The organism is Ideonella azotifigens, assembly GCF_021043325.1.
Classification (GTDB): Bacteria; Pseudomonadota; Gammaproteobacteria; order Burkholderiales; family Burkholderiaceae_C; genus Ideonella; species Ideonella azotifigens.
On the sequence record NZ_JAJNKD010000006.1, the window covers coordinates 195,571 to 220,251 of the forward strand.

Consider the following 24,681-nt stretch of genomic DNA (forward strand, 5'->3'; position numbering starts at 1 on the left):
AAACTGCCGGCTGTGTCTGCACCTACTCCCACCGCCCTCACATTGCACCAGGCCTCGCGCCAGCTGGAAATCAGCTTCGACGACGGCCAGGTCTTCCACATTCCGTTCGAGCTGATGCGCGTGATGTCGCCGTCAGCCGAGGTGCAGGGCCACGGCCCGGGCCAGGAGACGGTGCAGACCGGCAAGCGCGAGGTTGGCATCAGCGGCGTGGCGCCGGTCGGCCATTACGGCATTCAGCCCCAGTTCGACGATGGCCATGAATCGGGCATCTTCACCTGGGCCTACCTTTACGAGATGGGTTCGCAGCAGACTGCCTTCTGGGCCCGCTACGAGGCGCAGTTGAAGGCCAATGGCGTGGACCGCGACAGGCCGATGCCGCCCAAGCCTGGCAGCGCCTGCGCGTCGCATTGAACCGAGCTAACGAGAGTCCGCAAATGTCAGAAACCCACTTCGGCTTCCGCAAGGTCGACGAGGCCGAGAAGGCCGGCAAGGTCAAGGGCGTGTTCGATTCGGTCGCGTCCAAGTACGACGTGATGAACGACCTGATGTCCATGGGCATGCATCGCGCCTGGAAGGCCTACACGATTGCCGTGGCCAACCTGAAGCCGGGCGACAGCGCGCTGGACATTGCCGGCGGCACCGGCGACCTGGCTCGCGCGTTTGCCCGCCAGGTCGGCCCGACCGGCCTGGTGCTGCACACCGACATCAACGAAGCCATGCTGCGCACCGGCCGCGACCGGCTGCTGGACGAAGGCCTGGCGCTGCCGACGACGCTGTGCGACGCCGAGAAGCTGCCGTTCAAGCCCGGCACATTCGATCTCGTCAGCGTGGCCTTCGGCCTGCGCAACATGACGCACAAGGACCAGGCGCTGGCCGAGATGAACCGGGTGCTCAAGCCGGGCGGCCGGCTGCTGGTGCTGGAGTTCTCCAAGGTCGCCAAGCCGCTGCAAAAGCCGTATGACTGGTACTCCTTCAACATCCTGCCCAAGCTGGGCCAGTGGGTGGCCGGCGACGCGGAAAGCTACCGCTACCTGGCCGAGTCCATCCGCATGCACCCGGACCAGGCGACGCTGAAGGCGATGATGAAAACCGCCGGCTTCGGCCACGTGGACGTGCACAACATGACCGGCGGGCTGGTTGCCCTGCACGTCGGCATCAAGTGCTGAACTGAATGCCCACCATCCTGCTCACCGGTGCCACCGGCTACATCGCGTCCCACACCTGGCTGGCCTTGCTTGCCGCAGGTTATGACGTGGTCGGGCTGGACGACTTTTCCAACAGTTCGCCCGAGGTGCTGAAACGGCTGGCCGAGCTGTCCGGCCGCGAGCTGGTGTTTGTGCAGGCGGACGTGAACGACCGCGCGGCGCTGGACGCCGTGTTCGCCGCGCACGAGATCGCGGCGGTGATGCACTTCGCCGCTTTCAAGGCTGTGGGCGAATCGACCGCGCAGCCGCTGAAGTACTACGCGAACAACCTGGGTGGGTTGGTCAACATGCTGCAGGCCATGGGCCGGGCGGGCGTGAAGACCTTTGTGTTCAGCTCCAGCGCCACCGTCTATGGCGAGCCGCAGTTCCTGCCCTACACCGAGGCGCATCCGCTGGCGGCCATGAACGTTTACGGCCGCACCAAGCTGATGGGCGAGCAGATCCTGCGTGACCTGGAAGCCGCCGAGCCGGACTGGCGCATTGGCTGGCTGCGCTACTTCAACCCGGTGGGCGCGCACGAGAGCGGCCGCATTGGCGAGGACCCACAAGGCATCCCGAACAACCTGATGCCGTTCGTGCAGCAGGTGGCCGTGGGCCGGCGCGAATTCCTGTCGGTCTTCGGCGGCGACTACGACACGCCGGATGGCACCGGCGTGCGCGACTACCTGCATGTGATGGACCTGGCCGAAGGCCATGTCGCCGCGCTGCGCTACCTGCTGGAGAAGCAGGCCTCGGTGACGGTCAACCTGGGCACCGGCGTGGGCTATAGCGTGCTGGACCTGGTCAATGCCTTCAGCCGCGCGGCCGGCAAGCCCATCCCGTACAAGATCGTGGACCGCCGGCCGGGCGACCTGCCCAGCTACTACGCCGACGCCACGCTGGCCAAGTCGCTGCTGGGCTGGGAAGCCACACGCAGCCTGGATGACATGTGTGCCCACAGCTGGCGCTGGGCGTCTGGCAACCCTCGCGGATACGCCGCTTAAAAGGGGCGCGCTGGCGGATCGCGCGACCCCATGGCGCGCTGTCGATAGGCGCGCTTACCTACAATCCGCCGATGCCTGATCCCCTGACCGCCTTGAGCGACCTGGTGCTGCCCGCAGCCACCGCCCGATTTGTCTTGCTGGCCAACCATGTGCTGAGCGTTGCGCCGGTGGCGCCGGCCCGCCTGAAGGCGCATGCCGGCCGCGTGCTGCGGGTCGAGGTCGAGAACTGGCGCGGCCCCTTGCCGCCACCGCCGGCCCTGACGCTGCGGGTCAGCCCGGCCGGCTTGCTGGAAACGCTGGAAGAGGGCACCGAAGTGGCCGTGCCCGATCTGCGCCTGCGGGTCGACGCTTCGCAGCCGTTTGCCGCTGCCACCAGGCTGGCGCAGGGCGAGCTGCCGCCGCTGCAGATCGAAGGCGACGTGGCCTTTGCGGCCGACGTGAACTGGGTGATTGCCAACGTGCGTTGGGACATTGCCGCCGACCTTGAAAAAGTGGTTGGCGCTACGCTGGCCGAAGGCCTGTCGCGCGCCGGCACGCAGGTGCTGGGTGCCGCCCGCCAGGTGGTGAACGGCGTGGCCAGCGTGCTGCGCCGGCCCTGAGCGGCGGGCACGTCCAGATGCGGTATTTCGCCCGGCTGGTTTTCATCGTCGTCACGCTGCTGCGGCATGGCGTGGACGAACTGGTGCTGTCCGGCTTTCGCCATCGCTGGATCCGCAGCCTGTCGTGGGTCGTCACGCTGGGCCGCAATTTCGACCAACCGCGCGGTCAGCGTCTGAGGCTGGCGCTGGAATCGCTGGGCCCGATCTTCATCAAGTTCGGCCAGGTGCTCTCGACCCGGCCGGACCTGGTGCCGCCGGACATCACGCGCGAACTCTCGCTGCTGCAGGATCGCGTGCCGCCGTTCCCGGCCTCGCAGGCGCGGGCCTTTGTCGAGGCCGCGCTGGGAAAGCCGATCGAGGCGATCTTCAGCCACTTCGAGGCCGAGCCGGTGGCCAGTGCGTCCATCGCGCAGGTGCACTTCGCCACGCTGCACGACGGTCGCGAGGTCGCGGTCAAGGTGCTGCGCCCGGGCATGCGCGCGGTGATCGACGACGACCTGGCGCTGCTGCACACGCTGGCGCGCTGGGTCGAGCGCTTGTCGGCCGACGGCAAGCGGCTGCGGCCGCGCGAGGTGGTGGCCGAGTTCGACATGTACTTGCATGACGAACTGGACCTGGTCAATGAGGCTGCAAATGCCGCGCAACTGCGCCGCAACATGGCCGATCTGCCGCTGATCATGGTGCCCGAGATGCACTGGGACTGGTGCACCTCCACCGTGATCGTGATGGAGCGCATGCATGGCGTGCCCATCAGCCAGATCGCGCGGCTGCGCGAGGCCGGCGTGGACATCAGGAAGCTGGCGCGCGATGGCGTGACCATCTTCTTCACCCAGGTCTTTCGCGATGGCTTCTTCCATGCGGACATGCACCCCGGCAACATCCAGGTCAGCCTGGCGCCTGCCACCTTCGGCCGCTACGTGGCGCTGGACTTCGGCATCGTCGGCACGCTGACCGAGACCGACAAGGAATACCTGGCGCAGAACTTCATCGCGTTCTTCCGGCGCGACTACAAGCGTGTGGCCGAACTGCACGTCGAGTCCGGCTGGGTGCCGCCGGGTACGCGCATCGAGCAACTGGAGCAGGCCATCCGCGCGACCTGCGAGCCGCAGTTCGACCGGCCGCTGAAGGAGATCTCGCTGGGCCAGGTGCTGATGCGGCTGTTCCAGACCTCGCGCCGCTTCAATGTCGAGATCCAGCCGCAACTCGTGCTGCTGCAGAAGACGCTGCTGAATGTCGAAGGCCTGGGCCGCGAACTGGATCCGGACCTGGACCTGTGGTCCACCGCCAAGCCCTTTCTCGAACGCTGGATGAACGAGCAGGTCGGCTGGCGCGCGATCTGGCGCCGGCTGAAGGACGAGGCACCGCTGTACGCCAAGCTGCTGCCCGAACTGCCTCGCCTGCTGCACCACCGCCTGGCTGCGCCGCAGCAGCAGGACGCACCGCTGCTGGCCGCATTGCTGCGCGAGCAGCGCCGCACCAACCGGCTGCTGTCCATGCTGGCGTGGAGTGGCGCGGGTTTCCTGGGCGGCGTGGTGCTGGCCCGCTGGCTGCTGCACTACGGCTTCTATTGAGCGGCGCTTCGCCTTCTTGAGTGCCGCGCGTCAGCCTTGCCTGACATGAGGACCCGCTGACGGCCTACCCCCAAGAGCGGTGGGGCGATGTGCAATGCATGCATCACCACTCATCTCAAGGGATGCCCAGATGCTCGGCACCATCCTCCTCGTTGTCCTGATCCTGCTGCTGCTCGGCGCACTCCCGACCTGGCCGCACAGCCGAGGCTGGGGCTACTACCCCAGCGGCGGCCTGGGCCTGGTCGTCGTCATCCTGATCGTGCTGTTGCTGATGGGCAGGATATAGCGCTCGATTGGCTCTGACCGCGCCAATGAAAAACGCCACCCCAAGGGTGGCGTTTTTTCATTGCTGAAGGAGGCGGCTTACTTGCCAGCCTTGAAGCGCGTGAACAGCCGGGTCTGCACGCGGCGGATGTCCTGCGGCACGCTGTCGGGCGCGGTCATCTTGGCCATGTCGGTGGGGCTGAGGAACACGCTGGGGTTGTCGGCCACGTCCTTCTTGACGAACTTCAGCGAGGCCTTGTTCGGGTTCGCGTAAAAGACCTGGTTGGTCAGCGAAGCGTGCACTTCCGGGCGCAGGATGTAGTTGATGAAGGCCTGGGCATTCTTCGGGTGCGGCGCGTCGGCCGGGATGGCCATCGAGTCGAAGAACAGCGTCGAGCCCTTGGGGGGGATCAGCGCCTGCAGGTTGACCTTGTTCTTGGCCTCGATCGCGCGCGACTTGGCAATGTTGATGTCGCCCGAGTAGCCCATCACCACGCACAGCGCGCCCTGGGACATTTCCTCGATGTAACCCGAGGACGAGAAGCGCGTCACATAGGGGCGGATCTTCATCAGCATGTCGCCCGCGGCCTTGTAGTCGTCGGCCGTGCGGCTGTAGCCAGGCTTGCCCACGTACAGCATCGCCACCGGCAGCACTTCCGAGGCCGAGTCCAGGAAGTTGATGCCACAGCTCTTGAGCTTGCTGGCGTACTGCGGGTCGAACACCAGCGACCACGGGTTCTCCGGCATCGGCGTGCTGCCCAGCGCAGCCTTGACCTTGTCGACGTTGATGCCCACCGTCACGAAGCCCCACAGCCAGTCGACCAGGTACTGGTTGCCGGGATCCACGCTTTCCATCTGCTTGAGCAGGGCCGGGTCCAGGTTGGACCAGTTGGGCAGCAGGCTGCGGTCCAGCTTGCGGAACAGGCCGGCCTCGATCTGCTGCTTGGCGAAGTGCGCGCTGGGCACGACGATGTCGTAGCCGGTCTTGCCGGTGACCAGCTTGGCGTGCAGGATCTCGTTGTTGTCGTAGTTGTCGTAGCGGACCTTGATGCCGGTTTCCTTCTCGAAATTGGCAATCGTGTCCGGTGCGATGTAGTCGGACCAGTTGTAGATGTTCAGGACCTTGGGTTCATCTGCGGCTTGCGCAGCCGGCAAGGCCGCCAGGCCGCTGCAGAGGACAGCCAGCGCCGCCGGCCACAAGCGGTTCCACACCATGCGCTTCACATCGTTCTCCTCGGGTGTCGGGTTCAGGGAATTCGGGGGTCAGGGGCGACGCGCGCAGACGGCACGGCCGCGGTCCATTCAATTCTAGGATGGCGGCCACGCTCCGTATAATCGCGGGTTTTCGCTTTCTGAATCAAAGATTTAGCCATGCCGATCTACGCCTATCGCTGCGCAGCCTGTGGCCATTCGCGTGACGTCCTGCAAAAGATGTCCGACGCCCAGTTGACGGTATGCCCGGTCTGCGGCGCCGAGCAGTTCCAGAAGCAGGTCACTGCGGCCGGTTTCCAGCTCAAGGGCTCGGGCTGGTACGCCACCGATTTCCGCGGTGGGAACAGCGGCGCACCGGCGCCTGCGGTCGCTGGCACGCCAGCCGCGCCAGCGGCCGGCGGGGCTTCATCCGGCAGTTCCTCCTCCAGTGGCGGCGAATCTTCCAGCGGCGGTGGCACGTCGGCCAGCGCTTCGTCTTCGTCCACCCCCTGCGGCGGCTCCTGCGCCTGCCACTGAGACCATCACTTCGTGAAAAAGTACCTCCTCGCCGGCCTGCTGACCTGGCTGCCCATTGCCGTCACCATCTGGGTGCTGCTGTGGGTGCAAGGCCTGCTGGACGGCATGTTCAAGGGCGTGCTGCGTCCCGTGCAGGCGCTGGTCTCGAAGGATGCGGCAGATGGCCTGGCCGGCTTCAGCCAGTTGCCTGGCGTGGGCGCGCTGGTGATGGTGCTGCTGCTGCTGCTGACCGGCATGTTCGTCGCGAACATCTTCGGCCAGTGGTGGCTGCGCCAGTGGGACATGCTGATGGGCCGCATCCCCATCGTCAAGTCCATCTACAGCTCGGTCAAGCAGGTCTCCGACACGCTGTTCTCCAGCAGCGGCAATGCCTTCCGCGAAGCCGTGCTGGTGCAGTACCCGCATGCCGAATCCTGGACCATCGCCTTTGTCACCGGCCGCCCCGGCGGCGAGGTGGCCGAGCACCTGGCCGGCGAACATGTCAGCCTCTACGTGCCGACCACGCCGAACCCGACCTCCGGCTTCTTCCTGATCATGCCGCGCGCCTCGGTGCGTCCGCTCAGCATGAGCGTGGACGAAGCCTTGAAGTACATCATCTCGATGGGCGTGGTTGCGCCCCCGGCCGGCCTGCTGCCGTTGCCGGAGGGGGCCGACCCCAATCGGGTGGGCTGAACGCGCCGACACGCCCCGCGTTCAGTCCTGAGGGTTGATCACCCCACCCAGGCCACCCCAAGCTTTTCCCTCCTGGTCCCCCGGCGCATCTCGCGCCGCGGTAGACCGCTCCCCCGAATACCGACGCACAGGAGTGCACTCATGAGAACCGAATACTGCGGCAAGGTCAGCGAAGCGCTGATGGGCCAGACCGTGACGCTGATGGGCTGGGCGCATCGCCGCCGCGACCATGGTGGCGTGATCTTCATCGAACTGCGTGACCGCGAAGGCCATGTGCAGATCGTCTGCGACCCGGACCGCCCGGAGATGTTCAAGACGGCAGAACTGGTGCGCAACGAGTTCTGCCTGAAGGTCGTGGGCCTGGTGCGGGCACGCCCGGCCGACAAGGAAAACACCAACCTGGCCAGCGGCAAGATCGAAGTGCTGTGCCACGAGCTGGAAGTGCTGAACGCTTCCGTCACGCCGCCTTTCCAGCTGGACGACGAGAACCTCAGCGAGACCGTGCGCCTGACGCACCGCGTGCTGGACCTGCGCCGCCCGCAGATGCAGAAGAACCTGATGCTGCGCTACCGCGTGGCGATGGAAGTGCGCAAGTTCCTGGACGCCAACGGCTTCGTCGACATCGAGACCCCGATGCTGACCAAGTCCACGCCCGAAGGCGCGCGTGACTACCTCGTGCCCAGCCGTGTGCACGACGGCCACTTCTTCGCGCTGCCGCAGTCGCCGCAGCTGTTCAAGCAGCTGCTGATGGTGGCCGGTTTCGACCGCTACTACCAGATCACCAAGTGTTTCCGCGACGAAGACCTGCGCGCCGACCGCCAGCCCGAATTCACGCAGATCGACATCGAGACCTCGTTCCTGGACGAGGAAGAGATCCGCGGCATGTTCGAGGGCATGATCCGCACCGTCTTCCGCAACGCGATGAATGTGGAGCTGCCGGTCTACCCGGTGATGACCTACGCCGACGCGATGTTCAAGTACGGCTCGGACAAACCGGACCTGCGCGTCAAGCTGCAGTTCACCGAGTTGACCGAGGTCATGAAGGACGTGGACTTCAAGGTCTTCTCGACACCGGCCACGACCAAGGGCGGCCGCGTGGTGGCGCTGAAGGTGCCGGGCGGCGGCGAGATGAGCCGTGGCGAGATTGACGGCTACACCGAGTTCGTCAAGATCTATGGCGCCAAGGGCCTGGCCTGGATCAAGGTCAACGACGTGGCCAAGGGCCGCGAAGGCCTGCAGTCGCCGGTGGTGAAGAACCTGCACGACGCCGCCATCGCCGAGATCCTGGCGCGCACCGGTGCGTGCAACGGCGACCTGATCTTCTTCGGCGCCGACAAGGCCAAGGTGGTCAACGACGCCATCGGCGCCTTGCGCGTGAAGATCGGCCACAGCGACTTCGGCCGCAGCAAGGGCTTGTTCGAGGACAAGTGGGCACCGCTGTGGGTGGTCGACTTCCCGATGTTCGAGTACGACGAAGGCGAAGGCCGCTGGAACGCGACCCATCACCCGTTCACCTCGCCGAAGGACGGCCATGAGAACCTGATGGACACCGACCCGGGCGCCTGCATCGCCAAGGCCTACGACATGGTGCTCAACGGCTGGGAACTGGGCGGCGGTTCGGTGCGGATCCACCGCGCCGAGATCCAGAGCAAGGTCTTCAGCGCGCTGAACATCAGCAAGGAAGACGCCCAGGTCAAGTTCGGCTTCCTGCTGGATGCGCTGCAGTACGGCGCGCCCCCGCACGGCGGCCTGGCCTTCGGCCTGGACCGGCTGATCACGCTGATGACCAAGGCCGAATCGATCCGCGACGTGATCGCCTTCCCCAAGACCCAGCGCGCGCAGGACTTGCTGACCGGCGCCCCGTCACTGGTCGACGAAAAGCAGCTGCGCGAACTGCACATCCGGCTGCGCAATGCGCAAGCGGCGGTCTGAACAGGCGCGTCGCCAGTTCGATCAAAAAAGGGCCTTCGGGTCCTTTTTTTCGTCTGTGGCGCCCGGTTGAAGGATGCGCCGCGTGTCCCGCGTCTTCGAGATGTGTCCGTGAGGAATCCGTGAGGGCCTGGCCGCCGCGTCTTGGGCTCTCGGCCAGGACACTGGCGGGGCCCGGTCGCGACAGGCCGGCCCGCTCCCAGGTTTCAGGGAGTGGCACCCACTGCTTCAAGGAGATTCTTCATGCCAAAGACATTCCGGCTGGCCTTCTGCGGATGCGCCGCCGCGCTCGCGCTGATCGTGTCGGCCCCGGTCATCGCCCAGACCTCCGAGGTGATGCTGCAAAACGCCACCACTTACAGCATCGGCAACACAGTCTATTTTTACGGCCTGCCCACCCGCGTCGCGGCGGACGGAACGGTCAAGTACTGGGACGGCCAGATCGTGCTTCAGGCCGATGACACCAATGGCAAGCCGAACAAGGCGAGCATGTCCGGCGTGGTGAAGTCCCCCAACGTCAAGAAGTCGGAGTTTGTGCCGGGGACCTATGCCTTCGGCGGTGCGACCTGCAAGCTGGTGGCCTCGCCTTTTGCGGGGCGCACCGAGTACGAGCTGGACTGCGCAGACAGCAGTGGCAGGACCTACATCGGCGTTTTCTACAGCGGTCCGGTCAGCGGCAATCCGTACGAAACGAAGCTCAAGGCCGCCAAGCTGGACCTGGTCGCCGGTGTGGATGAATATGCTTGGGGGGCCACCAGCTACACCGGCAACTTGAATTGGTTCACTTGCTTCAATGACGGCGAATTGCTTTCTGCCCGCCAGAACGGCAACACGCTGACCCTGATCAACTGGGGCTACGACAACGTCGAAGACTGCCGGGTCAACCTGATAAAGCAGTGACCGCCGGGTTCTCGGGCCGCCGCGGAACAGGCTTGCGCGACCCGGCGCGCAGGAGCGCCTGCTGCAAGGGCGCCTGGAACCAGTCAGCAGTGCCATTGGCCTTCATGCCGGCCAGTGCCGCTTCCAGCAGCGGGCTGGCTTCGGCCGGGCGCCCCAGTAGGGCGAGCGCACGGCCTTGTTCGCCCTGCAGTTTGAAGGCCCAATCCGCTGCCGGCGCTGTCTGGGCAATGGCATCGGCCTTCAGGGCCTCCAGGATCGGCAGGGCAAGGGCCGGCCGGCCGAGTTCGTTCAGGGCCTGCCCGCGGTAGAAGTCAATGCCTGACACCATGGCGTGATCCTCGTGTTGGAAGGTCTGCACGGCCCAGGCCCGCAACTCGTCGAGCATTGCCAGTGCCTGCCGGGCATGCCCAGTCCGCAGGTTGGTCACGGCGAGATTCATGGCCGAGATGCGCGTGGCCTGGTGGTCGGCTCCCATGGTGCGCAGCAAGGAGTCGTAGGTCGCCTGACTCTCCTTGCGGGCCTCTTCGAACCGACCCATGACGGACAGCACGCCGGCCATGGAGATCCGCGCCGTGTTCACCGTGTATTCGTCCGGGCCCAATACCGCGGCAATGCGGTCCCGCACCAGTCCCAGATCTGACAACACATGGTCCGCGTCTGCGTCTGCATCCGACATGCTGGCGTTGACCAGCGCCAGGCGAGCCCTTTCGAAGGCCACCGTGCCAATGCTCTCCGGTGAGAAGGGCGGCTTCAGAACGACGGTCAGCAGTTCCTTGGCGCGGTCGTACCGGTTGGCTCGGTAGTAGCCGTCGCCGAGGTCCCTGCGCAGGCCTGCGCGGTCCGCCAAGTCGCCGGGATGCAGTTGTTCCTGCAGGGCCAGCGCTTGTTCGCCGAAGGGCAGTGCAGCCTTGGTTTCGTGGGTGAATGACAGCAGGGTGAAGCGTGTGCGGGCCAGTTGGAGTGCGACCTCGGTCGAGCCCTGCGCGGCTTGTGGACCGGCGTCCCGCTCGGCTTCTTCCAGCCAGCGCCGAGCTTCGTCGAACTTGGAGTCGCGGGTGAGGGTCCGCGCCAGTGCCAGCCGGGCCAGCATGCCTTCCTCCTTGGCCTGACTCGCCTCCAGCAAGGTCCAGGCCCGTTGGAACTCGGCTTCGGCTTGTGGAAATGCACTGATGTTCAGATTCATCTGGCCCAGTTGCATGCGAACCGAGGCCTCTACCGCGTCCTGACCTTTGAATCTTGCGCTCGCTCTCGCCGATGCCTTTTGAAGCAATTCGGGAACGGACAGGGACAGGCGCGCGCCGCGCTCCGAAATGTCAGCCGACTGGAGCAAGTCCTTGTTCAGGAAATCGTTGATCGCCTGGGCGCGTTCGGTTTGCTGCTGCGCCAGGGTCAGGGCCTGTTGGCTGCGTTGGAAAAACCACAGGCTGACGGCCAGCCCCAGGAACAGGCTGGCCATCACGGCGGCGATCAAGGGCCGGCGCGCACGGCTGCGGGCCAGCTCCTGTTCCGCGGCGGCGGTGACCAAGGCAGCGGCCCGCGCGGCCTCGCGCTCCAGCCGCCGGTCGGCCAGGCGGGCCAACCGGCCCACCCACTCCGCCACGCTGGCGCAGCGTTGTGCAGCCTGGCCATGGGTAGCGGCGGCAATGTCGTCCCTCAGCAGTGGATCGGCGATGTCCGTCTCCCAGCCCGTCGACAAGGGCCTGCGGAAGTCGCCCACCAGCCACTGGTAGAGCATCAGGCCGAGTGCGTAGAGATCCGACTGAACCGTGGGCACCTCGCCGGCAAGCAGCTCGGGGGCCAGGTACATCAGGGTGCCCCGGCCTGAATCGAGGCTCACTCGCTCCGTGAGTGTCAGGCCCATGGCGGTCACCCCCAGCGCTTGAAGCGTGCCGGGATCCAGCAGCCGGCCACTGCCGAAATCCGTCAGCCGGATCTGCCAGCCGGAGTCGCCGCGCGGTTCAATCAGCACATTGGCCGGCTTGATGTCCTTGTGCAGCACGCCCACGGAATGGGCAACTGCCACGCTCTGCGCCACCTGTAGAAACAGGGCGACGCGCTGGTCGGTGTTCATCGCCTTGGCGGCCGGGTCGGTGGTGGCCCAGTTCAGGAAGTTTTCTCCGCAATGTTCACTCTGCAGCCAATACGGCGCATCGGAAAAATTGGCGGCGAGAATCTCGACCCTGTCCGGGCGTCTGCCCAGGCTCTGCCGCAAGACCTTGGCCAGCGTGAATTCGCGCTTGAGCGCGCTAAGGCCATCGCCACTATTGCAGAACTTGAAGACGCTTGGCTGCCTGCTGGATTCGTGCTCGGCCAGCCATACACTGCTGTTGCGGCTTTCCGCCAGCAATGATTTCAACCTGTAGTCCTCTGCGCCCGCTACCTTTTGGCCAGGTTTGAGCATGAGAGGCGCATCACCTCGGTGCGCCTGGGCCACCCGCTCAATCGGTCCCTCCAGCAAATACCCAACGCCCGGCACGGTTCGCACCAGGGCACCGGTCGCCTCCCCGAGCGCCCGGCGCAGTTTGGAAACTGCGTTGGCCAACGCGTTGTCCGACAAGTTGGCCTCATTGCGCTGCCACAACGAGGCGAGCAGTTCTGCCTTGGTGAGCACCACACCCGGACTGTGCAGCAGGGCGGCCAACAATTCCAGCGGTCGTCGCTCCACAGCAATGGGCTCACCGTCAACACGCAGCAGCGACTCTGATTCGTCGAACTCAGCCTGCCCGAAGCGATAGCTGAACAGCGTGGAGGCAGGGTGCTGGGGCGTCGTCATGATGAATGGAGTGGTGAGCGGGTCTTCGGTGCAAAGCGCGCGGGTGATTGCTCCGGGCCGACCGCGATGGCTTCAGCATTCAAGCTTATGCGATATGAACGGCTGCCCATGCCGGCCGGCACGCGCCCGGATCCGCAAAGGAGTGGGCCTCGCCGGTACTTGTCGGGTGCCAGAGGCTGCGCCGTGAGCGATCCGTGAGGACCGCTGCCGCGCGAAAGCTGTTGCGGTTGGTTACGCTGGGCTTGCTCGCGATCAGAGGCTCTACAGCGCTTTTTCCGACGGCGCCGACACTCTGATCTCTTTCAGAAGCATGCCGAGCTGAAGCGGGCGCTGTGCCCTGTGCGGGCCGAATTTCTCTGTCTGATTCTTGATTGGGTTGATGATGAAACTTCCCCGAACCACTGGACCTTCCAGGACAAGCTTGGCACTCGCACTGGCATCGCTGGTACTCGCTGCGTGCAACACGAACCCGCCCTTGGGCAACAGCACCGCCGGAAACTCCGGCCTGCCTGCCCAGGCCGCAGCCGCGGCAGTCGCAAGCGAAACCGGCCCTGGAGGCTGCAAATACCTGAAGCCGAAAGCTGAAAATCCTCGCACCGACGCGGCCATCAAAGGCGGCGCAGTCGGTGCCATCATCGGTGGGATTCTCGGCTCAAGCACTGCGAATTCGCATCGCACCCAAGCTGCGGTCAACGGCGCCCTGGCCGGCGCATTTGTCGGTGCCCTGGCTGGGTCTCAAATCGCGATTTCGGAGCAGGCTGACGGGTCAGTTAAACTGAATATCCCCGGCAAAGTCCTGTTTGCAACGGGCAGCAGCGACCTCAGTCCCTCGTTTGCCGGTACCCTGGAGAAAGTGGGTGACACGCTGCGTCAATATTGCGGCGTCAATGCCCGTATCGTGGGTCATACCGACAATGTCGGCAAGCCGGACAGCAATAAGGTGCTGTCTCTGCGCCGGGCCACTTCTGTTCAATCCAGCCTGGCGTCATACCTGTCTCAGCGCGGCATCACCGATCGTCGCCTTGAGGTGTTTGGCATGGGTGCCGATGCGCCGGTGGACGACAACAGTACCGAGATGGGGCGTGCCGCAAATCGCCGGGTTGAGATCGTGATCGTACCGCCGGCCGGGTGAGCACGATGAACCATTCACTGGTCTTTGATTCGATCCTGCCCGGCGCGGCGCTCACCACGAACTGCCCTGTGGGGCTCGTCTTGCCATGTCAAGGCAAAGTGGGCGCCTCGTCCACCTCGGCCCACAAGGCTTCCGGCGTGATCGACAGGTCGACGCTGGCCAGTGCCAGCGGCTGCGCGGGCTCGAAGGGGTGCAGCACCCACAGCCCATCCGCGCCTGGGCGGTAGACATCGGTGCGGCGGCTGTCCAGGTCCACCAGCACATATTCCTTCAGGCTGGCCAGCTGCCGGTAGTGGGCGAACATGCCACCCCGGTCAAAGGCGGCGGTGCCGGGCGAGAGCACTTCCACCACCAGCACCGGCTCGCGCTTCACCAGCGCGCTGGCGCGGTCGGCTTCGCTGCACGTCACCAGCACATCCGGGTAGAAGAAGCTCTGGCTGGCGGCCACTTCCAGCTTCATGTCCGCCATGTAGGTGCGGCAGGGGGAGCCGGCCAGGTGCTGGCGCAGCGCCATCGCCAAATTCAGGCTGACGGTGACATGCCGGTCTTCGGCGCCGGCCATGGCATACGGCTCGCCGTTGATCAGCTCATGGCGCTCGGCCTGGGCGGTTTCCCAGGTCAGATAGTCTTCGCGGGTCAAGCGGGTGGGTGTTGCGGGTTGGCCCATTGGATGGCTCCGTGACGCCAGATGGCCTTGGATGATGACACGGGACAGGCCGGGCTGGCAGCGAGATCAGAGGAAGGGGCGCAGCAATGCGGCCTTGCCCTGTCGTAGAACCTCGCCGTATGTGCTGGCCAGGCCCGGAAAGCGCGGCGGGTCTTCCCAGTCGCGCGCTGCCGTCAGCTGCACCTCCACGGCCTGCTGTGCCTCCAGCGTGTTGTCGCCCAGGTTGACCAGGAATTCGCTGCCGGTCAGGGCCAGCCGCGGCAGGCCGGCGGGGACCGGGCCGGCGTAGGGGCGTGACGCACCCAGCGAACTGAGTTCGATGACCAGCAGCTTGTCCACGCCGTAGCGGGTTTTCAGGCCACGAAAGTCATGCCTGGCGTGGTCTGTGCCAGGTCCCGAAAACGCGGGCAGTTGCGCCAGGTCCAGCGGCGCCGCGATCACCCGCACCCGCAGTCCCTTGGCTTCCAGCGCCCTGGCGATCTCGGTCTTCACCTGCTCGAGCTCGCTGGCGTCCAGCGTCTGCACCTGGTTGGCCAGGGCCTGGTGTTCGGTGAGGGCGGTGGCGAGGCAGGACGCGCAGTCCGCGCCGGGGAAATGGGCTTGCACCGGCGGCAACGGGGTCATCACGATGCCGATGGTGCGGGTGTCGGGTGCCTCGAACACCCAGCGGCTGGCAGTGGGCTGGCTCGGTGTGCTGCTGCAGCTCGCCAGCAGGGACAGCGCGAAGGTCGAAGCGGCGAGGACGTGGAGTTTCATGGCAATGCAGCGGCGGATCGGCGCTCGGGCCGGGGTGGGGCGCATGCTAGAAGGCTTCGATGACACTTCTCCCGTGCCGGGTGGTCCTTCGTTGGTGCGATGGATGTAGGCATCGTCCGGCACGGGAAACCGAGCGTCCGCGCTAGCATGTGGCATGACCCAAGCAGTCGATGAAGCGGTGGCGGCCCGGCCGGCGAAGATCCCGGAATCGGTGCTGGTGGTGATTCACACTCCGGCGCTGGACGTGTTGCTGATGGAGCGGGCTGATGCGCCTGGTTTCTGGCAGAGCGTGACCGGTTCCAAGGACAGCCTGGATGAGCCGCTGGCGCTGACCTGCGCGCGCGAGGTGGCGGAGGAAACCGGCATCGTGATCGGCGCTGCCGGCGTGCCGGCCAGTGCGCTGCGCGACTGGGGACTGGCCAATGTCTACGAGATATACCCGCGCTGGCGCCATCGCTATGCCGAAGGCGTGACGCACAACACCGAGCATGTGTTCGGCCTCTGCGTGCCGGACGGCACGGCTGTGCAACTGGCGCCGCGCGAGCACACGGCTTGTGTCTGGCTGCCGTGGCGCGAGGCGGCGGATCGCTGCTTCTCGCCATCGAACGCGGAAGCCATCCTGCAGCTCCCGAACTTTCTGCTGAATTCCCACGAGACCCGATGACGCCACCGCTGCAAGCCCATTCCTTCCGCTCGTCCGCTTTCGCCAGCAGCTACCTGCCCGGCAGCACGATGGTGGGGCCGCTGCGCGTGGCGACCTACAACATCCACAAGGGTGTGCGTGGCATGGGGCCGACCAAGCGGCTGGAGATCCACAACCTCGGGCTGGGCATCGAGTCGCTGGACGCGGACCTGGTGTTCCTGCAGGAGGTGCGCCTGTTCCACGCCCGCGAGTCGCGGCAATTCCAGCGCACCCATGGCGGCTGGCCGGAGCAGGGGCAGGCCGAGTTCCTGGCACCCGAAGGATACGGGGCCGCTTATCACACCAACTGCGTGACCCGCCACGGCGAGCATGGCAACGCGTTGCTGTCGCGCTGGCCCATGGGCAGCATCGGCCACCATGATGTGTCGGACCACCGTTTCGAGCAGCGCGGCCTGCTGCACGTGCCGGTGAAGTGGCATGGCATGGAGGTGCATGCGGTGGTCGCGCACTTCGGGCTGATCCATTCCAGCCGGCTGCGCCAGGTGCAGCGGCTGGCGGCCTTCATCGAGCAGACGGTGCCGGCCGGTGCGCCGCTGCTGGTGGCCGGTGACTTCAACGACTGGGGCGAGCGGCTGGACGGGCCGATGCAGGCCATGGGCCTGCAGCGCGCCACCCCGCCGCAGGCCACGAACACGCCGACTTTCCCGTCACGCGTGCCGGTGTTCGCGCTGGACCGGGTCTACATGCGCGGCTTTCGCTGCGTGCGCACCACCGTGCCGCGCGGCAGTGCCTGGGCCCGCATGTCGGACCACCTGCCGCTGCTGGTGGAACTGGAGCCCGCCTGATGGCCGTGCAGCCGGCCGCGTCGGTCTCCGATGACGAGCCTGCGTCCGACGGCTTCCAGTTTCCCGGTGCCTGGTACACCCAGTCCAGGCCGGTCTTTCTCAGTGGCAACGAGGCGGCGCTGCTGCGCGGCGGCGACGAGTTGTTTCCCGCCATGGTCCGGGCCATCGAGCAGGCGCTGCACGAGGTCTGGCTGGCGACCTACATCTTCCATGACGACCCCGCTTCCGAGGCCGTGGCCAAGGCGCTGATCGCTGCGGCCCGGCGCGGTGTGCGGGTCAGGGTGGTGGTCGACGGCTTTGGCAGCAGCCACAGCCTGACGACAGTCAAGCGCTGGTTCGGCGACAAAGGCGTGGACCTGGCGGTGTTCCGGCCGCTGACACGCTGGTGGAACTGGCTGCAGCCCGGTCAGCTGCGGCGGCTGCATCAAAAGCTGTGCGTGGTCGATGGCACGCGCGCGTTTGTTGGCGGCATCAATGTGATCGACGACCGCAACGACCTGCACCACGGTTTCAGCGATGCGCCGCGGCTGGACTTCGCGGTGGCGCTGCACGGCCCGGTGGTCGCGCCCATCGAGCAGACCGTGCGTGCGGTATGGACCCGCGCCACCTTCGGCCGCGACTGGCGCAAGGAAACGCTGCAGCTCGCCCGCAGCGCCGAGCCGGTGCGGGCCGCGCGCAAGCTGCTGCGGCGCATGCACCTGCTGCCGGCCACGCCGCCACCCTTGGCCGACGACACACCGGTGGTCGCCGCCTTCGTGGTGCGCGACAACCTGCGCCAGCGCCGCACCATCGAGCGCTGCATGATCGATGCGATCCGCATGGCGAATGTCCGCGTCCAGCTGGTGACGCCGTACTTCTATCCCGGCCGCAGTTTCAGGCGTGCGCTGATCAAGGCTGCGCGGCGGGGCGTTCAGGTGCGCCTGCTGCTGCAGGGCAAGCTGGACTACCGGCTGGCCGGCCTGGCGGCCAGGGTCATGTACGACGAACTGCTGACCGCAGGCGTCGAAGTCTACGAATACATCCCGGCCTTCCTGCATGCCAAGGCGGCCGTGGCCGACGATGAATGGGCCACGGTCGGCAGCTCCAATGTGGACCCGCTGTCGCTGCTGCTGAACCTGGAAGCCAACATCGTCGTGCGCAACACCGGCTTTGCCGCCGCACTGAGCGAGGAACTGGACCAGGCCATGGCCGTGTCCAGCCGCATCCTGGTCGCCCCGCTGCGCACCGGCCTCGGCGCGATGCTGGGCCGCGGGCTGGTGGCCTGGCTGGCGCATTGGTATTTGCGCCTGGCGGGCTCCAGCGAGAAGTACTGATTTGGCCGGGGTGCCTCAGTGGCTGGAGTTCTTGGCCGAGTTGCTGCTGATGGTCAGCGCACGTATGAGGAGCAGCATCGGCACGACCACAACAGCAACGAAGACGCCGGTTGCCATGCCCATGGTCTTCCCACCGGAGACCTCCACGCGCTGGATGTCCTTGATGTCCTCGTCGCGCAGTCTGATGGCCGTGTCCTGTCCTTCGACCTTGCCTTCGATCACGCCGCGCTGCACCTCGGTGAGTTTCAGTTCCAGGGTCCGGCCGTCGGTGGTCGCGATGGTGACTTTGTCGCCCAGATGCAGGTCATCCATGCGGCCGTAAATCGACGGCTTGTCAGCCTGGTTCAACGCAACGGGCCGCACCGTCGTGCAGGCCACAAGGCTGGCAGAAAGCAATACCAGGCCCAGGCGCCTGAGCTGGCGCCGCACGGAAGCATCGTGCATCTGAAACTCTCCCTGAAGATCTTTATGCGCCACGGTGTGGCATGGGCTGTTCGGCCCCGTGCCGAAAGCGCGTGAAGTATCGCCCAGACCCCGGCGACGCTGCCATCCACAGGATAGGGAGGTGTCGGATCGCCGGCTCAGCCGGTGCTCAGTCGCCCCTCGTGCGGCGGGGGTCCGAACCGGTTGTCGCCCTTCATGCCCGGCAGCAGGCCGTTGACCACCAGCAGCCACAGGAAGCCGACCACGGGGATCAGGGCCACCAGCACCCACCAGGCGCTGCGGTCGCGGTCGTGCCAGCGCTTGGCAGAGACGGCGAAAGCGGGCCAGGCCAGCAGCAGGTTGACCAGGCCCTCGACCCGTTCACCGTGGAAGCCGGCAATGTTCAGCAGCGCGCCCAACACGATGCCCAGCGCGGCCAACCCCAGCATGCCGCCCCAGAAGCCGCGGCGCGAAATGCGGCCTTTTGGACTGAAGAACAGCTTGCCGGGCGGCATGGCCTCGGCAATCGGCGGCATGGCCTCGGCGGCGAGCAGATCCTGGCGGATTTGCTTGCCACCGGGCAGGTCCGCGCGACGGGTTTCGGGCAGGCCGTAGGCGCCGAGCGGCGAGGCGTAGGGGGCGGAGCTGCTGGACATGCGGCAAGTATTCCACGCTTGCCGGCGGTGCAGGCTCCGTCGCGCTGCCTCGCAGGTGGTGTGACGGGCCCTCGCAACGCAGAATCGGGTGGTCTGTTGCGCCCATCGCGCAGCGAAGTGCCGTAGCGAGTTCGCTGGAGACCTGCATGAGATCCGGATCGCCCAATGATGCAGACACGGCCGCCGTGGCTGCCGCCTGCTGGCAAGCCGCCGCAGAGCCCATGGCCGTGGTGGATGAGCATGGCCGGCTGTTGCAGGCCAACCAGGCCTTCGCGCGGGCGGTGGCCCAGCCCGCCGAAGCCTTGCCTGGCCAGGCCCTGGCCGATTGGGTCGCAGAGCCCGCCCATGCCCTCGATTCGCTGCTGGCCATGCCTGGCAGCGCAACGCCGCCAGGTGCCGGCGTGGCTGGCCTGCGCATGCGCGGCCCTGCCGGCCCGGTGTTGACCGGCCCGCTGCAAACAGGGCCCTGGGTGGCGCGCGAGGGCGGCTGGATGCGCTGCCTCTGCTGGCCTGGCGGCAGTGCGGCGGCCGATTGGGCGGTGCTGCAGCAAAGCGAACAGCATTTCCGCCTGTTCGCCCAGGCGACCGGTGACGCGATCTGGCTCAGCCGGCCGGGTGAGCGACGCACGCTGTATGTCAGCCCGGCGTTCTGGCGCATGTGGGGCCAGGAATGCCGGCCGGATCTGTCGGACTGCCATGCCGTGTGGCTGGCTGGCATTCACCCCGAGGACAGGGGCCAGGTGGCGGCCGAGTTCGTGGCCGCCGCGGCAACCGGCCAATACGAGACCGAGTATCGGGTGCAGCGGCCGGACGGCTCGATGATCTGGGTGCGCGACCATGCCTACCCGGTGCGCGATGCCACCGGCCGCATGACCCACATGGCCGGGCTGATCGAGGACATCACCGCGGCGCACGAGGCCCAGCAGCAGCAGCGCAAGCGCCTGGCCGCCGAGGCACAGCTGCTTCGCCTGGTGGCCACCGCGCCGGGGGTGCTGATGACCTACCGCCGCGCCGCGGACGGCGCGGTCGACGTGCAGTTGGCCAACGCCAAGGTGGCCGAGGCTTACGGCCTGAACGCCGACGCGAGCGGCGGCGTGCGTGACCCGCACGAGGTCATCGTGCCCGAGGACCGAGCGCGCCTGCGCCAATCCATGGAAAGCTCGGCGCGCAGCATGGCGCCTTGCCGTGACGAGTTTCGCGTGCACCATCCCGTGCGCGGCCTGTTGTGGATCGAGATGCACCTCACGCCGGTGGCCGAGGCGGATGGCGTGATTGCCTGGCACGGCTTCCTGCACGAGGTCACCGCGCGCAAGCAGGTCGAGGAGCAGATCCTGCGCACCAACGCCGAGCTGGAAGCCCGCGTGGCCGAGCGCACCGCCGAACTGGAAGCGCGGCACCGCGAGATGGAGGCGTTTTCGTATTCCGTCTCGCACGACCTGAAGGCCCCGCTGCGTGGCATCGACGGCTACAGCCGGCTGCTGCTGACCGACCATGCCGAGCAGCTGGACGAGGAGGGCCGGTTTTTCGTCGACACCATCCGCAAGGCGACCGTGCACATGGGCCAGCTGATCGACGACCTGCTGGCCTACTCGCGTGTCGAACGCAGCCGGCCGATGCTGGGCAGCATCGACCCGGCCGCGGTCATCAACCGCCTGGTGGGCGAATACCAGCGCGAGCTGGACCAGGGCCAGGTCACGCTGGAACGGGAATTGAGCTGCAGCCAGGCCACCGGCGAGCGCGAGGGCCTGACGATGGCGCTGCGCAACCTGCTGGACAACGCGCTGAAGTTCACCCAGGGCCGGCCCGAGCGCCGCATCTGGCTGCGCTGCACCGAGCACGAGGGGCGCTGCCGCATCGAGGTGCGGGACAACGGCACCGGCTTCGACATGCGATACGCCGAGCGCATCTTCGAGATCTTCCAGCGCCTGCACCGCGCCGAGGACTATCCCGGCACCGGCGTGGGCCTGGCCATCGTGCGCAAGGCCATCGAGCGCATGCGGGGCCGCGTCTGGGCCGAGAGCGTGCCTGGCGTTGGTGCGCACTTTTTCATCGAGCTGCCGCTCTGATGCCGGTGCCCACCCTGCTGGCGAGCAGGGCTTGGCTGTATTCTCAGGTTTTCCAACCTGGGCCCTGGGGCCGGAGCATGGGCAATGAGCGGTAACCGGCCTATCTTGCTGGTCGAAGACAACCCGATGGATGTCGACCTGACGCGCCGGGCCTTTGCCAAGCGGCACATTGCCAACCCTTTGGCCGTTGCCCGGGACGGTGAGGAGGCACTTGATTGGTTGCCGCGCTGGGAAGCCGGCGAGCCGCTGCCCGTGGTCATCCTGCTGGACCTGAAATTGCCGCGGGTCTCCGGCTTGGAGGTCTTGCGGCAGTTCAAGGCCCATCCGCTGTGTTCGCGCATCCCGGTGGTCGTGCTGACCACCTCGCGCGAAGACGCCGACGTGGCCACGGCCTACGGCCTGGGCGTCAACTCGTACATCGTCAAACCGGTCGAATTCGAGAAATTCATCGAGGTCGCGGCGCAGATCGACTTGTACTGGTGTGTGCTGAACCAGAACGTGCCCAGCCACTGAAGCCGCCCGGTCGCGCATGAAGGTCCTTTACGTCGAAGACAACGCGCAGGACGCCGACCTGACGCACCGCAGCCTGGCCCGCAGCGCGCCGCACCTGCAGCTCACCACCGCCGGTGACCTGGCCGGCGCCCGCAGCCTGCTGGATGCGGGTGAACTGCCGGACCTGCTGCTGCTCGACATGCGCCTGCCCGACGGCAATGGCCTGGAGCTGCTGCAGCACGTGCGCGAGCGCAATCTGCCGCTGACCGTCGTGATGCTGACCGGCTCGGGTGACGAGGCGACCGTGGTCGCCGCGCTGCGCGGCGGGGCCGACGACTACATCGTCAAGCAGGGCGCCTACCTGGACCGCCTGCCGCTGCTGCTGCAGATCGCCTGGACCCGCTTCCGCTTTGCCAGCGAGCAGCGCGCACGGCCCATCCGCGTGTTGTACGCCGAGCGCACCGCCACCGACGTGGACCTGCTGGCCCGCCACCTGATGCGCTTCGCGCCGCACATCCTGGTCTCGGCCGTCAGCACCGGCGAGCAGGTCATTGCGCGCCTGGATGCGGGTGGTCCCGAGATGCCGCAGGTGCTGCTGCTGGACTTCCAGCTGCCGGGCATGAACGCGCTGGAACTGGTCAAGCTGCTGCGCCAGGAGCGGGACCTGGACCTGCCCATCCTCATCATCACCGGCCACGGCGACGAAGACAGCGCGATCCAGACCCTCAAGCTCGGCGCCACCGACTACCTGGTCAAGCAGGACGACATGCTGCGCCGCCTGCCCATGGCCATCGAGAGCGCGCATTTCCGCGTGCAACTCGAGCGCGAGCGTGGCGCGCTGCGCGACAGCGAGGCCCGCTTCCACCAGATGGCCAACGCCATCGGCGACACCTTCTGGCTGGCCGACCCGCAGCGCCACAGTGTGCTCTACGTCAGCCCCGGCTTCGAGCGCATCTGGGGCGAGCCACCCACCGTGCTGCAGCAGAACTGGATGGCCTGGCAGCGCGCGGTGCATCCGAACGACCTCGGCATGGTCACGAAGGCGCTGGCCGCCGCGGTGGACGGGCACTTTTCGCTCGAATGCCGCATCCAGCGGCCAGACGGCCAGTTGCGCCACATCGCGATGCGCGGCTACCCGGCCAACGACGAATCCGGCCAGCCCTTCCGCCGCGCCGGCGTGGTGCAGGACATCACCGAGCGCAAGGCCCAGGAAGCGCGCATCCAGCACCTGGCGTACCACGACGCATTGACCGGCCTGCCCAACCGCAGCCTGCTGATGGACCGCCTCGCGCTGACCTTGGCCCATGCGCAACGGCAGCGCGGCCAGATGGCGCTGTTGTTCCTGGACCTGGACCGCTTCAAGACCATCAACGACACGCTGGGCCACCTGGTCGGCGACGAGATGCTCAAGTGCGTGGCCGAGCGGCTGCGCGCGGTGCTGCGCGACGACGACACCGTGGCCCGTCTCGGCGGCGACGAGTTTGTCATCGTGCTGCCGGACATTGAAGACGTGGCCGATCCTGCCCACGTCGCCGAGAAGCTGATGGCCTCGCTGTCGCGCCCGTTCCAGATCGATGGCCACGAACTGCACGTCACCTGCAGCCTGGGCGTGAGCCTGTTCCCGCGCGACGGCGAAGACGCCGAAACGCTGCTGAAATTCGCCGACACGGCGCTCTACAAGGCCAAGGGCGCCGGCCGCAACGACTACCGCTTCTTCAGCCCTGAGATGGATGCCCGCGCGCACGACAAGCTGCGCCTGGAGAACGACCTGCGCCGCGCCATCGAGCGCCACGAGCTGCTGCTGCACTACCAGCCGCAGATGGACTTGCTGACAGGCAAGGTGCGCGGCGTCGAAGCGTTGGTGCGCTGGCTGCACCCGCGCCTGGGCCTGATTGCGCCGAATGACTTCATTCCGCTCGCCGAGGAAACCGGCCTGATCCTGGAGATTGGCGACTGGGTGCTGAACACCGCCTGCCAGCAGCTGCGCCGCTGGCGCGAGCAAGGCCAGACGGACCTGGTGCTGGCCGTCAACCTCTCGGCGCGCCAGCTGCAGCGCCCAGGGCTGGACCTCGGCGTGGCCCGCACCTTGGCCGCCAGCGGCGTGCCGGCGCATTGCCTGGAGCTGGAGATCACCGAGTCCAGCGTGATGCAGGATCCTGAGCAGGCGCTGGCGCTGCTGCGCCGGCTGCACCAGATGGGCGTGCTGTTCGCCATCGACGACTTCGGCACCGGCTACACCAACTTCGCCTACCTCAAGCAGCTGCCGCTGCAGGCCCTGAAGATCGACCGCAGCTTCATCCAGGGCCTCTCGCAAGCCGGTGGCGACGACGCCGCCATCGCCGAAGCCATCATCGCGATGTCCCGCAAGATGAACCTGCGCGTGATCGCCGAAGGCGTCGAGACCGAAGAACAGCGGCTTCGCCTGCAGTCCCTGGGCTGCGATGGCATCCAGGGCTACCTGCTGGCCCGGCCGATGCCCGCCGAGGCCTTGATGGCCTGGCTGGCCGGCCACGCGGCCCATCACGCGTCCGCAAGCGACATGGCCGACACGGAGCCCGCGTCCCTTTGAAGCCCCATCGGGCTGACGGTGCTCCAATCGGCCATGCTCCGAATTGGCTTGATCTCCGACACCCACGGCTTGCTGCGCCCTGAGGCGCTGTCCTTCCTGCGCGGCAGCGACCACATCGTGCACGCGGGCGACATCTGCGAGCCGTCAGTGCTGGAGCAGCTCGCCACCATCGCGCCGGTCACCGCCGTGCGTGGCAACAACGACCGCGGCGCCTGGGCGGAAGCCTTGCGCGCCATCGAATACCTGCAGTTCGGTGGCGTCACCATCGCCGTGGTGCACGACCTGGCCGACCTCGACGTCGATCCGCCGGCCGCCGGTCTGCGCGCCGTGATTTCTGGTCACTCCCACCGACCGTCCATGACCGAGCGCGATGGTGTGCTCTACCTGAACCCCGGCAGCGCCGGCCCGCGCCGCTTCAAGCTTCCTGTCTCGGTGGGCGAACTGCAGATCAGCGGGGACGCCGTCAGCGGCAAGCTGGTCGAACTCATGAGCTGA

General features: G+C 66.7%; 24 protein-coding genes. 18 read left to right on the forward strand and 6 right to left on the reverse strand.

What is annotated here, in order from left to right:
• Positions 1–12 precede the first annotated feature (12 nt).
• The 6 genes from LRH25_RS15260 to LRH25_RS15285 all read left to right on the forward strand — a co-directional run bounded on the left by LRH25_RS15260 (position 13) and on the right by LRH25_RS15285 (position 4,644).
• Positions 13–411 (forward strand): gamma-butyrobetaine hydroxylase family protein, encoded by a 399-nt coding sequence (locus LRH25_RS15260; protein ID WP_231011516.1) that lies wholly within the window; start codon positions 13–15, stop codon positions 409–411.
• Between the two features lie 23 nt (positions 412–434).
• Positions 435–1,166 carry a bifunctional demethylmenaquinone methyltransferase/2-methoxy-6-polyprenyl-1,4-benzoquinol methylase UbiE gene (ubiE, locus tag LRH25_RS15265; RefSeq protein WP_141287230.1) on the forward strand — a complete coding sequence of 244 codons (732 nt, stop codon included), beginning with the start codon at positions 435–437 and terminating at the stop codon, positions 1,164–1,166.
• A 5-nt stretch (positions 1,167–1,171) separates the two neighbouring features.
• On the forward strand, positions 1,172–2,188 hold the full coding sequence (gene galE / locus LRH25_RS15270; RefSeq protein ID WP_141287231.1) for a UDP-glucose 4-epimerase GalE: 1,017 nt from the start codon (positions 1,172–1,174) through the stop codon (positions 2,186–2,188).
• Between the two features lie 71 nt (positions 2,189–2,259).
• Entirely contained in the window at positions 2,260–2,787 is a 528-nt protein-coding gene (locus tag LRH25_RS15275; protein ID WP_141287232.1) for a hypothetical protein, read from the forward strand.
• A gap of 17 nt (positions 2,788–2,804) precedes the next feature.
• Positions 2,805–4,358 carry a ubiquinone biosynthesis regulatory protein kinase UbiB gene (gene ubiB, locus LRH25_RS15280; RefSeq protein WP_141287233.1) on the forward strand — a complete coding sequence of 518 codons (1,554 nt, stop codon included), beginning with the start codon at positions 2,805–2,807 and terminating at the stop codon, positions 4,356–4,358.
• A gap of 130 nt (positions 4,359–4,488) precedes the next feature.
• On the forward strand, positions 4,489–4,644 hold the full coding sequence (locus LRH25_RS15285; RefSeq protein WP_141287234.1) for a DUF3309 family protein: 156 nt from the start codon (positions 4,489–4,491) through the stop codon (positions 4,642–4,644).
• A gap of 77 nt (positions 4,645–4,721) precedes the next feature.
• Here the strand turns inward: LRH25_RS15285 and LRH25_RS15290 are convergent, their stop codons facing one another.
• Positions 4,722–5,837 carry a polyamine ABC transporter substrate-binding protein gene (locus LRH25_RS15290; protein WP_141287240.1) on the reverse strand — a complete coding sequence of 372 codons (1,116 nt, stop codon included), beginning with the start codon at positions 5,835–5,837 and terminating at the stop codon, positions 4,722–4,724.
• Between the two features lie 156 nt (positions 5,838–5,993).
• Between LRH25_RS15290 and LRH25_RS15295 the strand changes: the two genes are divergently transcribed.
• The 4 genes from LRH25_RS15295 to LRH25_RS15310 all read left to right on the forward strand — a co-directional run bounded on the left by LRH25_RS15295 (position 5,994) and on the right by LRH25_RS15310 (position 9,851).
• A complete protein-coding gene (locus tag LRH25_RS15295; RefSeq protein ID WP_141287235.1) occupies positions 5,994–6,350 on the forward strand; it encodes an FmdB family zinc ribbon protein in 357 nt (118 codons plus the stop codon).
• Between the two features lie 12 nt (positions 6,351–6,362).
• Entirely contained in the window at positions 6,363–7,022 is a 660-nt protein-coding gene (locus tag LRH25_RS15300) for a DUF502 domain-containing protein (RefSeq protein ID WP_141287236.1), read from the forward strand.
• A 141-nt stretch (positions 7,023–7,163) separates the two neighbouring features.
• Positions 7,164–8,954: an aspartate--tRNA ligase gene (gene aspS / locus LRH25_RS15305; RefSeq protein WP_141287237.1), complete on the forward strand. Its 1,791-nt coding sequence runs from the start codon at positions 7,164–7,166 to the stop codon at positions 8,952–8,954.
• A gap of 240 nt (positions 8,955–9,194) precedes the next feature.
• Complete coding sequence (locus LRH25_RS15310; RefSeq protein WP_141287238.1) at positions 9,195–9,851, forward strand: hypothetical protein; 657 nt, start codon at positions 9,195–9,197, stop codon at positions 9,849–9,851.
• Here the strand turns inward: LRH25_RS15310 and LRH25_RS15315 are convergent.
• Positions 9,832–12,624 (reverse strand): protein kinase domain-containing protein, encoded by a 2,793-nt coding sequence (locus LRH25_RS15315; RefSeq protein WP_231011518.1) that lies wholly within the window; start codon positions 12,622–12,624, stop codon positions 9,832–9,834. The genes LRH25_RS15310 and LRH25_RS15315 overlap by 20 nt on opposite strands.
• A 421-nt stretch (positions 12,625–13,045) precedes the next feature.
• On the opposite strand from LRH25_RS15315, the gene LRH25_RS15320 reads away from it, so the two are divergent.
• The gene (locus tag LRH25_RS15320) at positions 13,046–13,756 is read left to right on the forward strand and encodes an OmpA family protein (RefSeq protein ID WP_231011520.1); all 711 of its coding nucleotides are present in this window, start codon (positions 13,046–13,048) and stop codon (positions 13,754–13,756) included.
• Positions 13,757–13,844: 88 nt separating this feature from the next.
• Here the strand turns inward: LRH25_RS15320 and LRH25_RS15325 are convergent, their stop codons facing one another.
• Positions 13,845–14,423 (reverse strand): Uma2 family endonuclease, encoded by a 579-nt coding sequence (locus LRH25_RS15325; protein ID WP_141289273.1) that lies wholly within the window; start codon positions 14,421–14,423, stop codon positions 13,845–13,847.
• A gap of 66 nt (positions 14,424–14,489) precedes the next feature.
• A complete protein-coding gene (locus tag LRH25_RS15330) occupies positions 14,490–15,179 on the reverse strand; it encodes a hypothetical protein (RefSeq protein WP_141289274.1) in 690 nt (229 codons plus the stop codon).
• Positions 15,180–15,333: 154 nt separating this feature from the next.
• Here LRH25_RS15330 and nudB point away from each other — a divergent pair, with 154 nt between their 5' ends.
• The 3 genes from nudB to clsB all read left to right on the forward strand — a co-directional run bounded on the left by nudB (position 15,334) and on the right by clsB (position 17,980).
• Positions 15,334–15,843: a dihydroneopterin triphosphate diphosphatase gene (nudB, locus tag LRH25_RS15335; protein WP_141289275.1), complete on the forward strand. Its 510-nt coding sequence runs from the start codon at positions 15,334–15,336 to the stop codon at positions 15,841–15,843.
• Positions 15,844–15,911: 68 nt separating this feature from the next.
• On the forward strand, positions 15,912–16,667 hold the full coding sequence (locus LRH25_RS15340) for an endonuclease/exonuclease/phosphatase family protein (protein ID WP_231011604.1): 756 nt from the start codon (positions 15,912–15,914) through the stop codon (positions 16,665–16,667).
• Positions 16,667–17,980, forward strand: coding sequence for a cardiolipin synthase ClsB (gene clsB / locus LRH25_RS15345; protein ID WP_231011522.1), 1,314 nt, complete (start codon positions 16,667–16,669; stop codon positions 17,978–17,980). The genes LRH25_RS15340 and clsB overlap by 1 nt, the downstream gene beginning before the upstream one ends.
• A 15-nt stretch (positions 17,981–17,995) precedes the next feature.
• Here clsB and LRH25_RS15350 read toward each other — a convergent pair whose 3' ends face one another.
• Positions 17,996–18,424, reverse strand: coding sequence for a hypothetical protein (locus LRH25_RS15350; protein WP_141291485.1), 429 nt, complete (start codon positions 18,422–18,424; stop codon positions 17,996–17,998).
• Positions 18,425–18,561: 137 nt separating this feature from the next.
• Positions 18,562–19,059, reverse strand: coding sequence for a DUF805 domain-containing protein (locus tag LRH25_RS15355; protein ID WP_141291487.1), 498 nt, complete (start codon positions 19,057–19,059; stop codon positions 18,562–18,564).
• Positions 19,060–19,205: 146 nt separating this feature from the next.
• Here LRH25_RS15355 and LRH25_RS15360 point away from each other — a divergent pair, with 146 nt between their 5' ends.
• The 4 genes from LRH25_RS15360 (at position 19,206) to LRH25_RS15375 (ending at position 24,681) form a co-directional block, all read left to right on the forward strand.
• Entirely contained in the window at positions 19,206–21,125 is a 1,920-nt protein-coding gene (locus LRH25_RS15360) for a PAS domain-containing sensor histidine kinase (protein WP_231011523.1), read from the forward strand.
• 84 nt (positions 21,126–21,209) lie between these two features.
• Entirely contained in the window at positions 21,210–21,638 is a 429-nt protein-coding gene (locus LRH25_RS15365) for a response regulator (protein ID WP_141289469.1), read from the forward strand.
• Between the two features lie 16 nt (positions 21,639–21,654).
• On the forward strand, positions 21,655–24,186 hold the full coding sequence (locus LRH25_RS15370; protein WP_141289470.1) for a two-component system response regulator: 2,532 nt from the start codon (positions 21,655–21,657) through the stop codon (positions 24,184–24,186).
• Positions 24,187–24,219: 33 nt separating this feature from the next.
• Positions 24,220–24,681: a metallophosphoesterase family protein gene (locus LRH25_RS15375; RefSeq protein ID WP_141289471.1), complete on the forward strand. Its 462-nt coding sequence runs from the start codon at positions 24,220–24,222 to the stop codon at positions 24,679–24,681.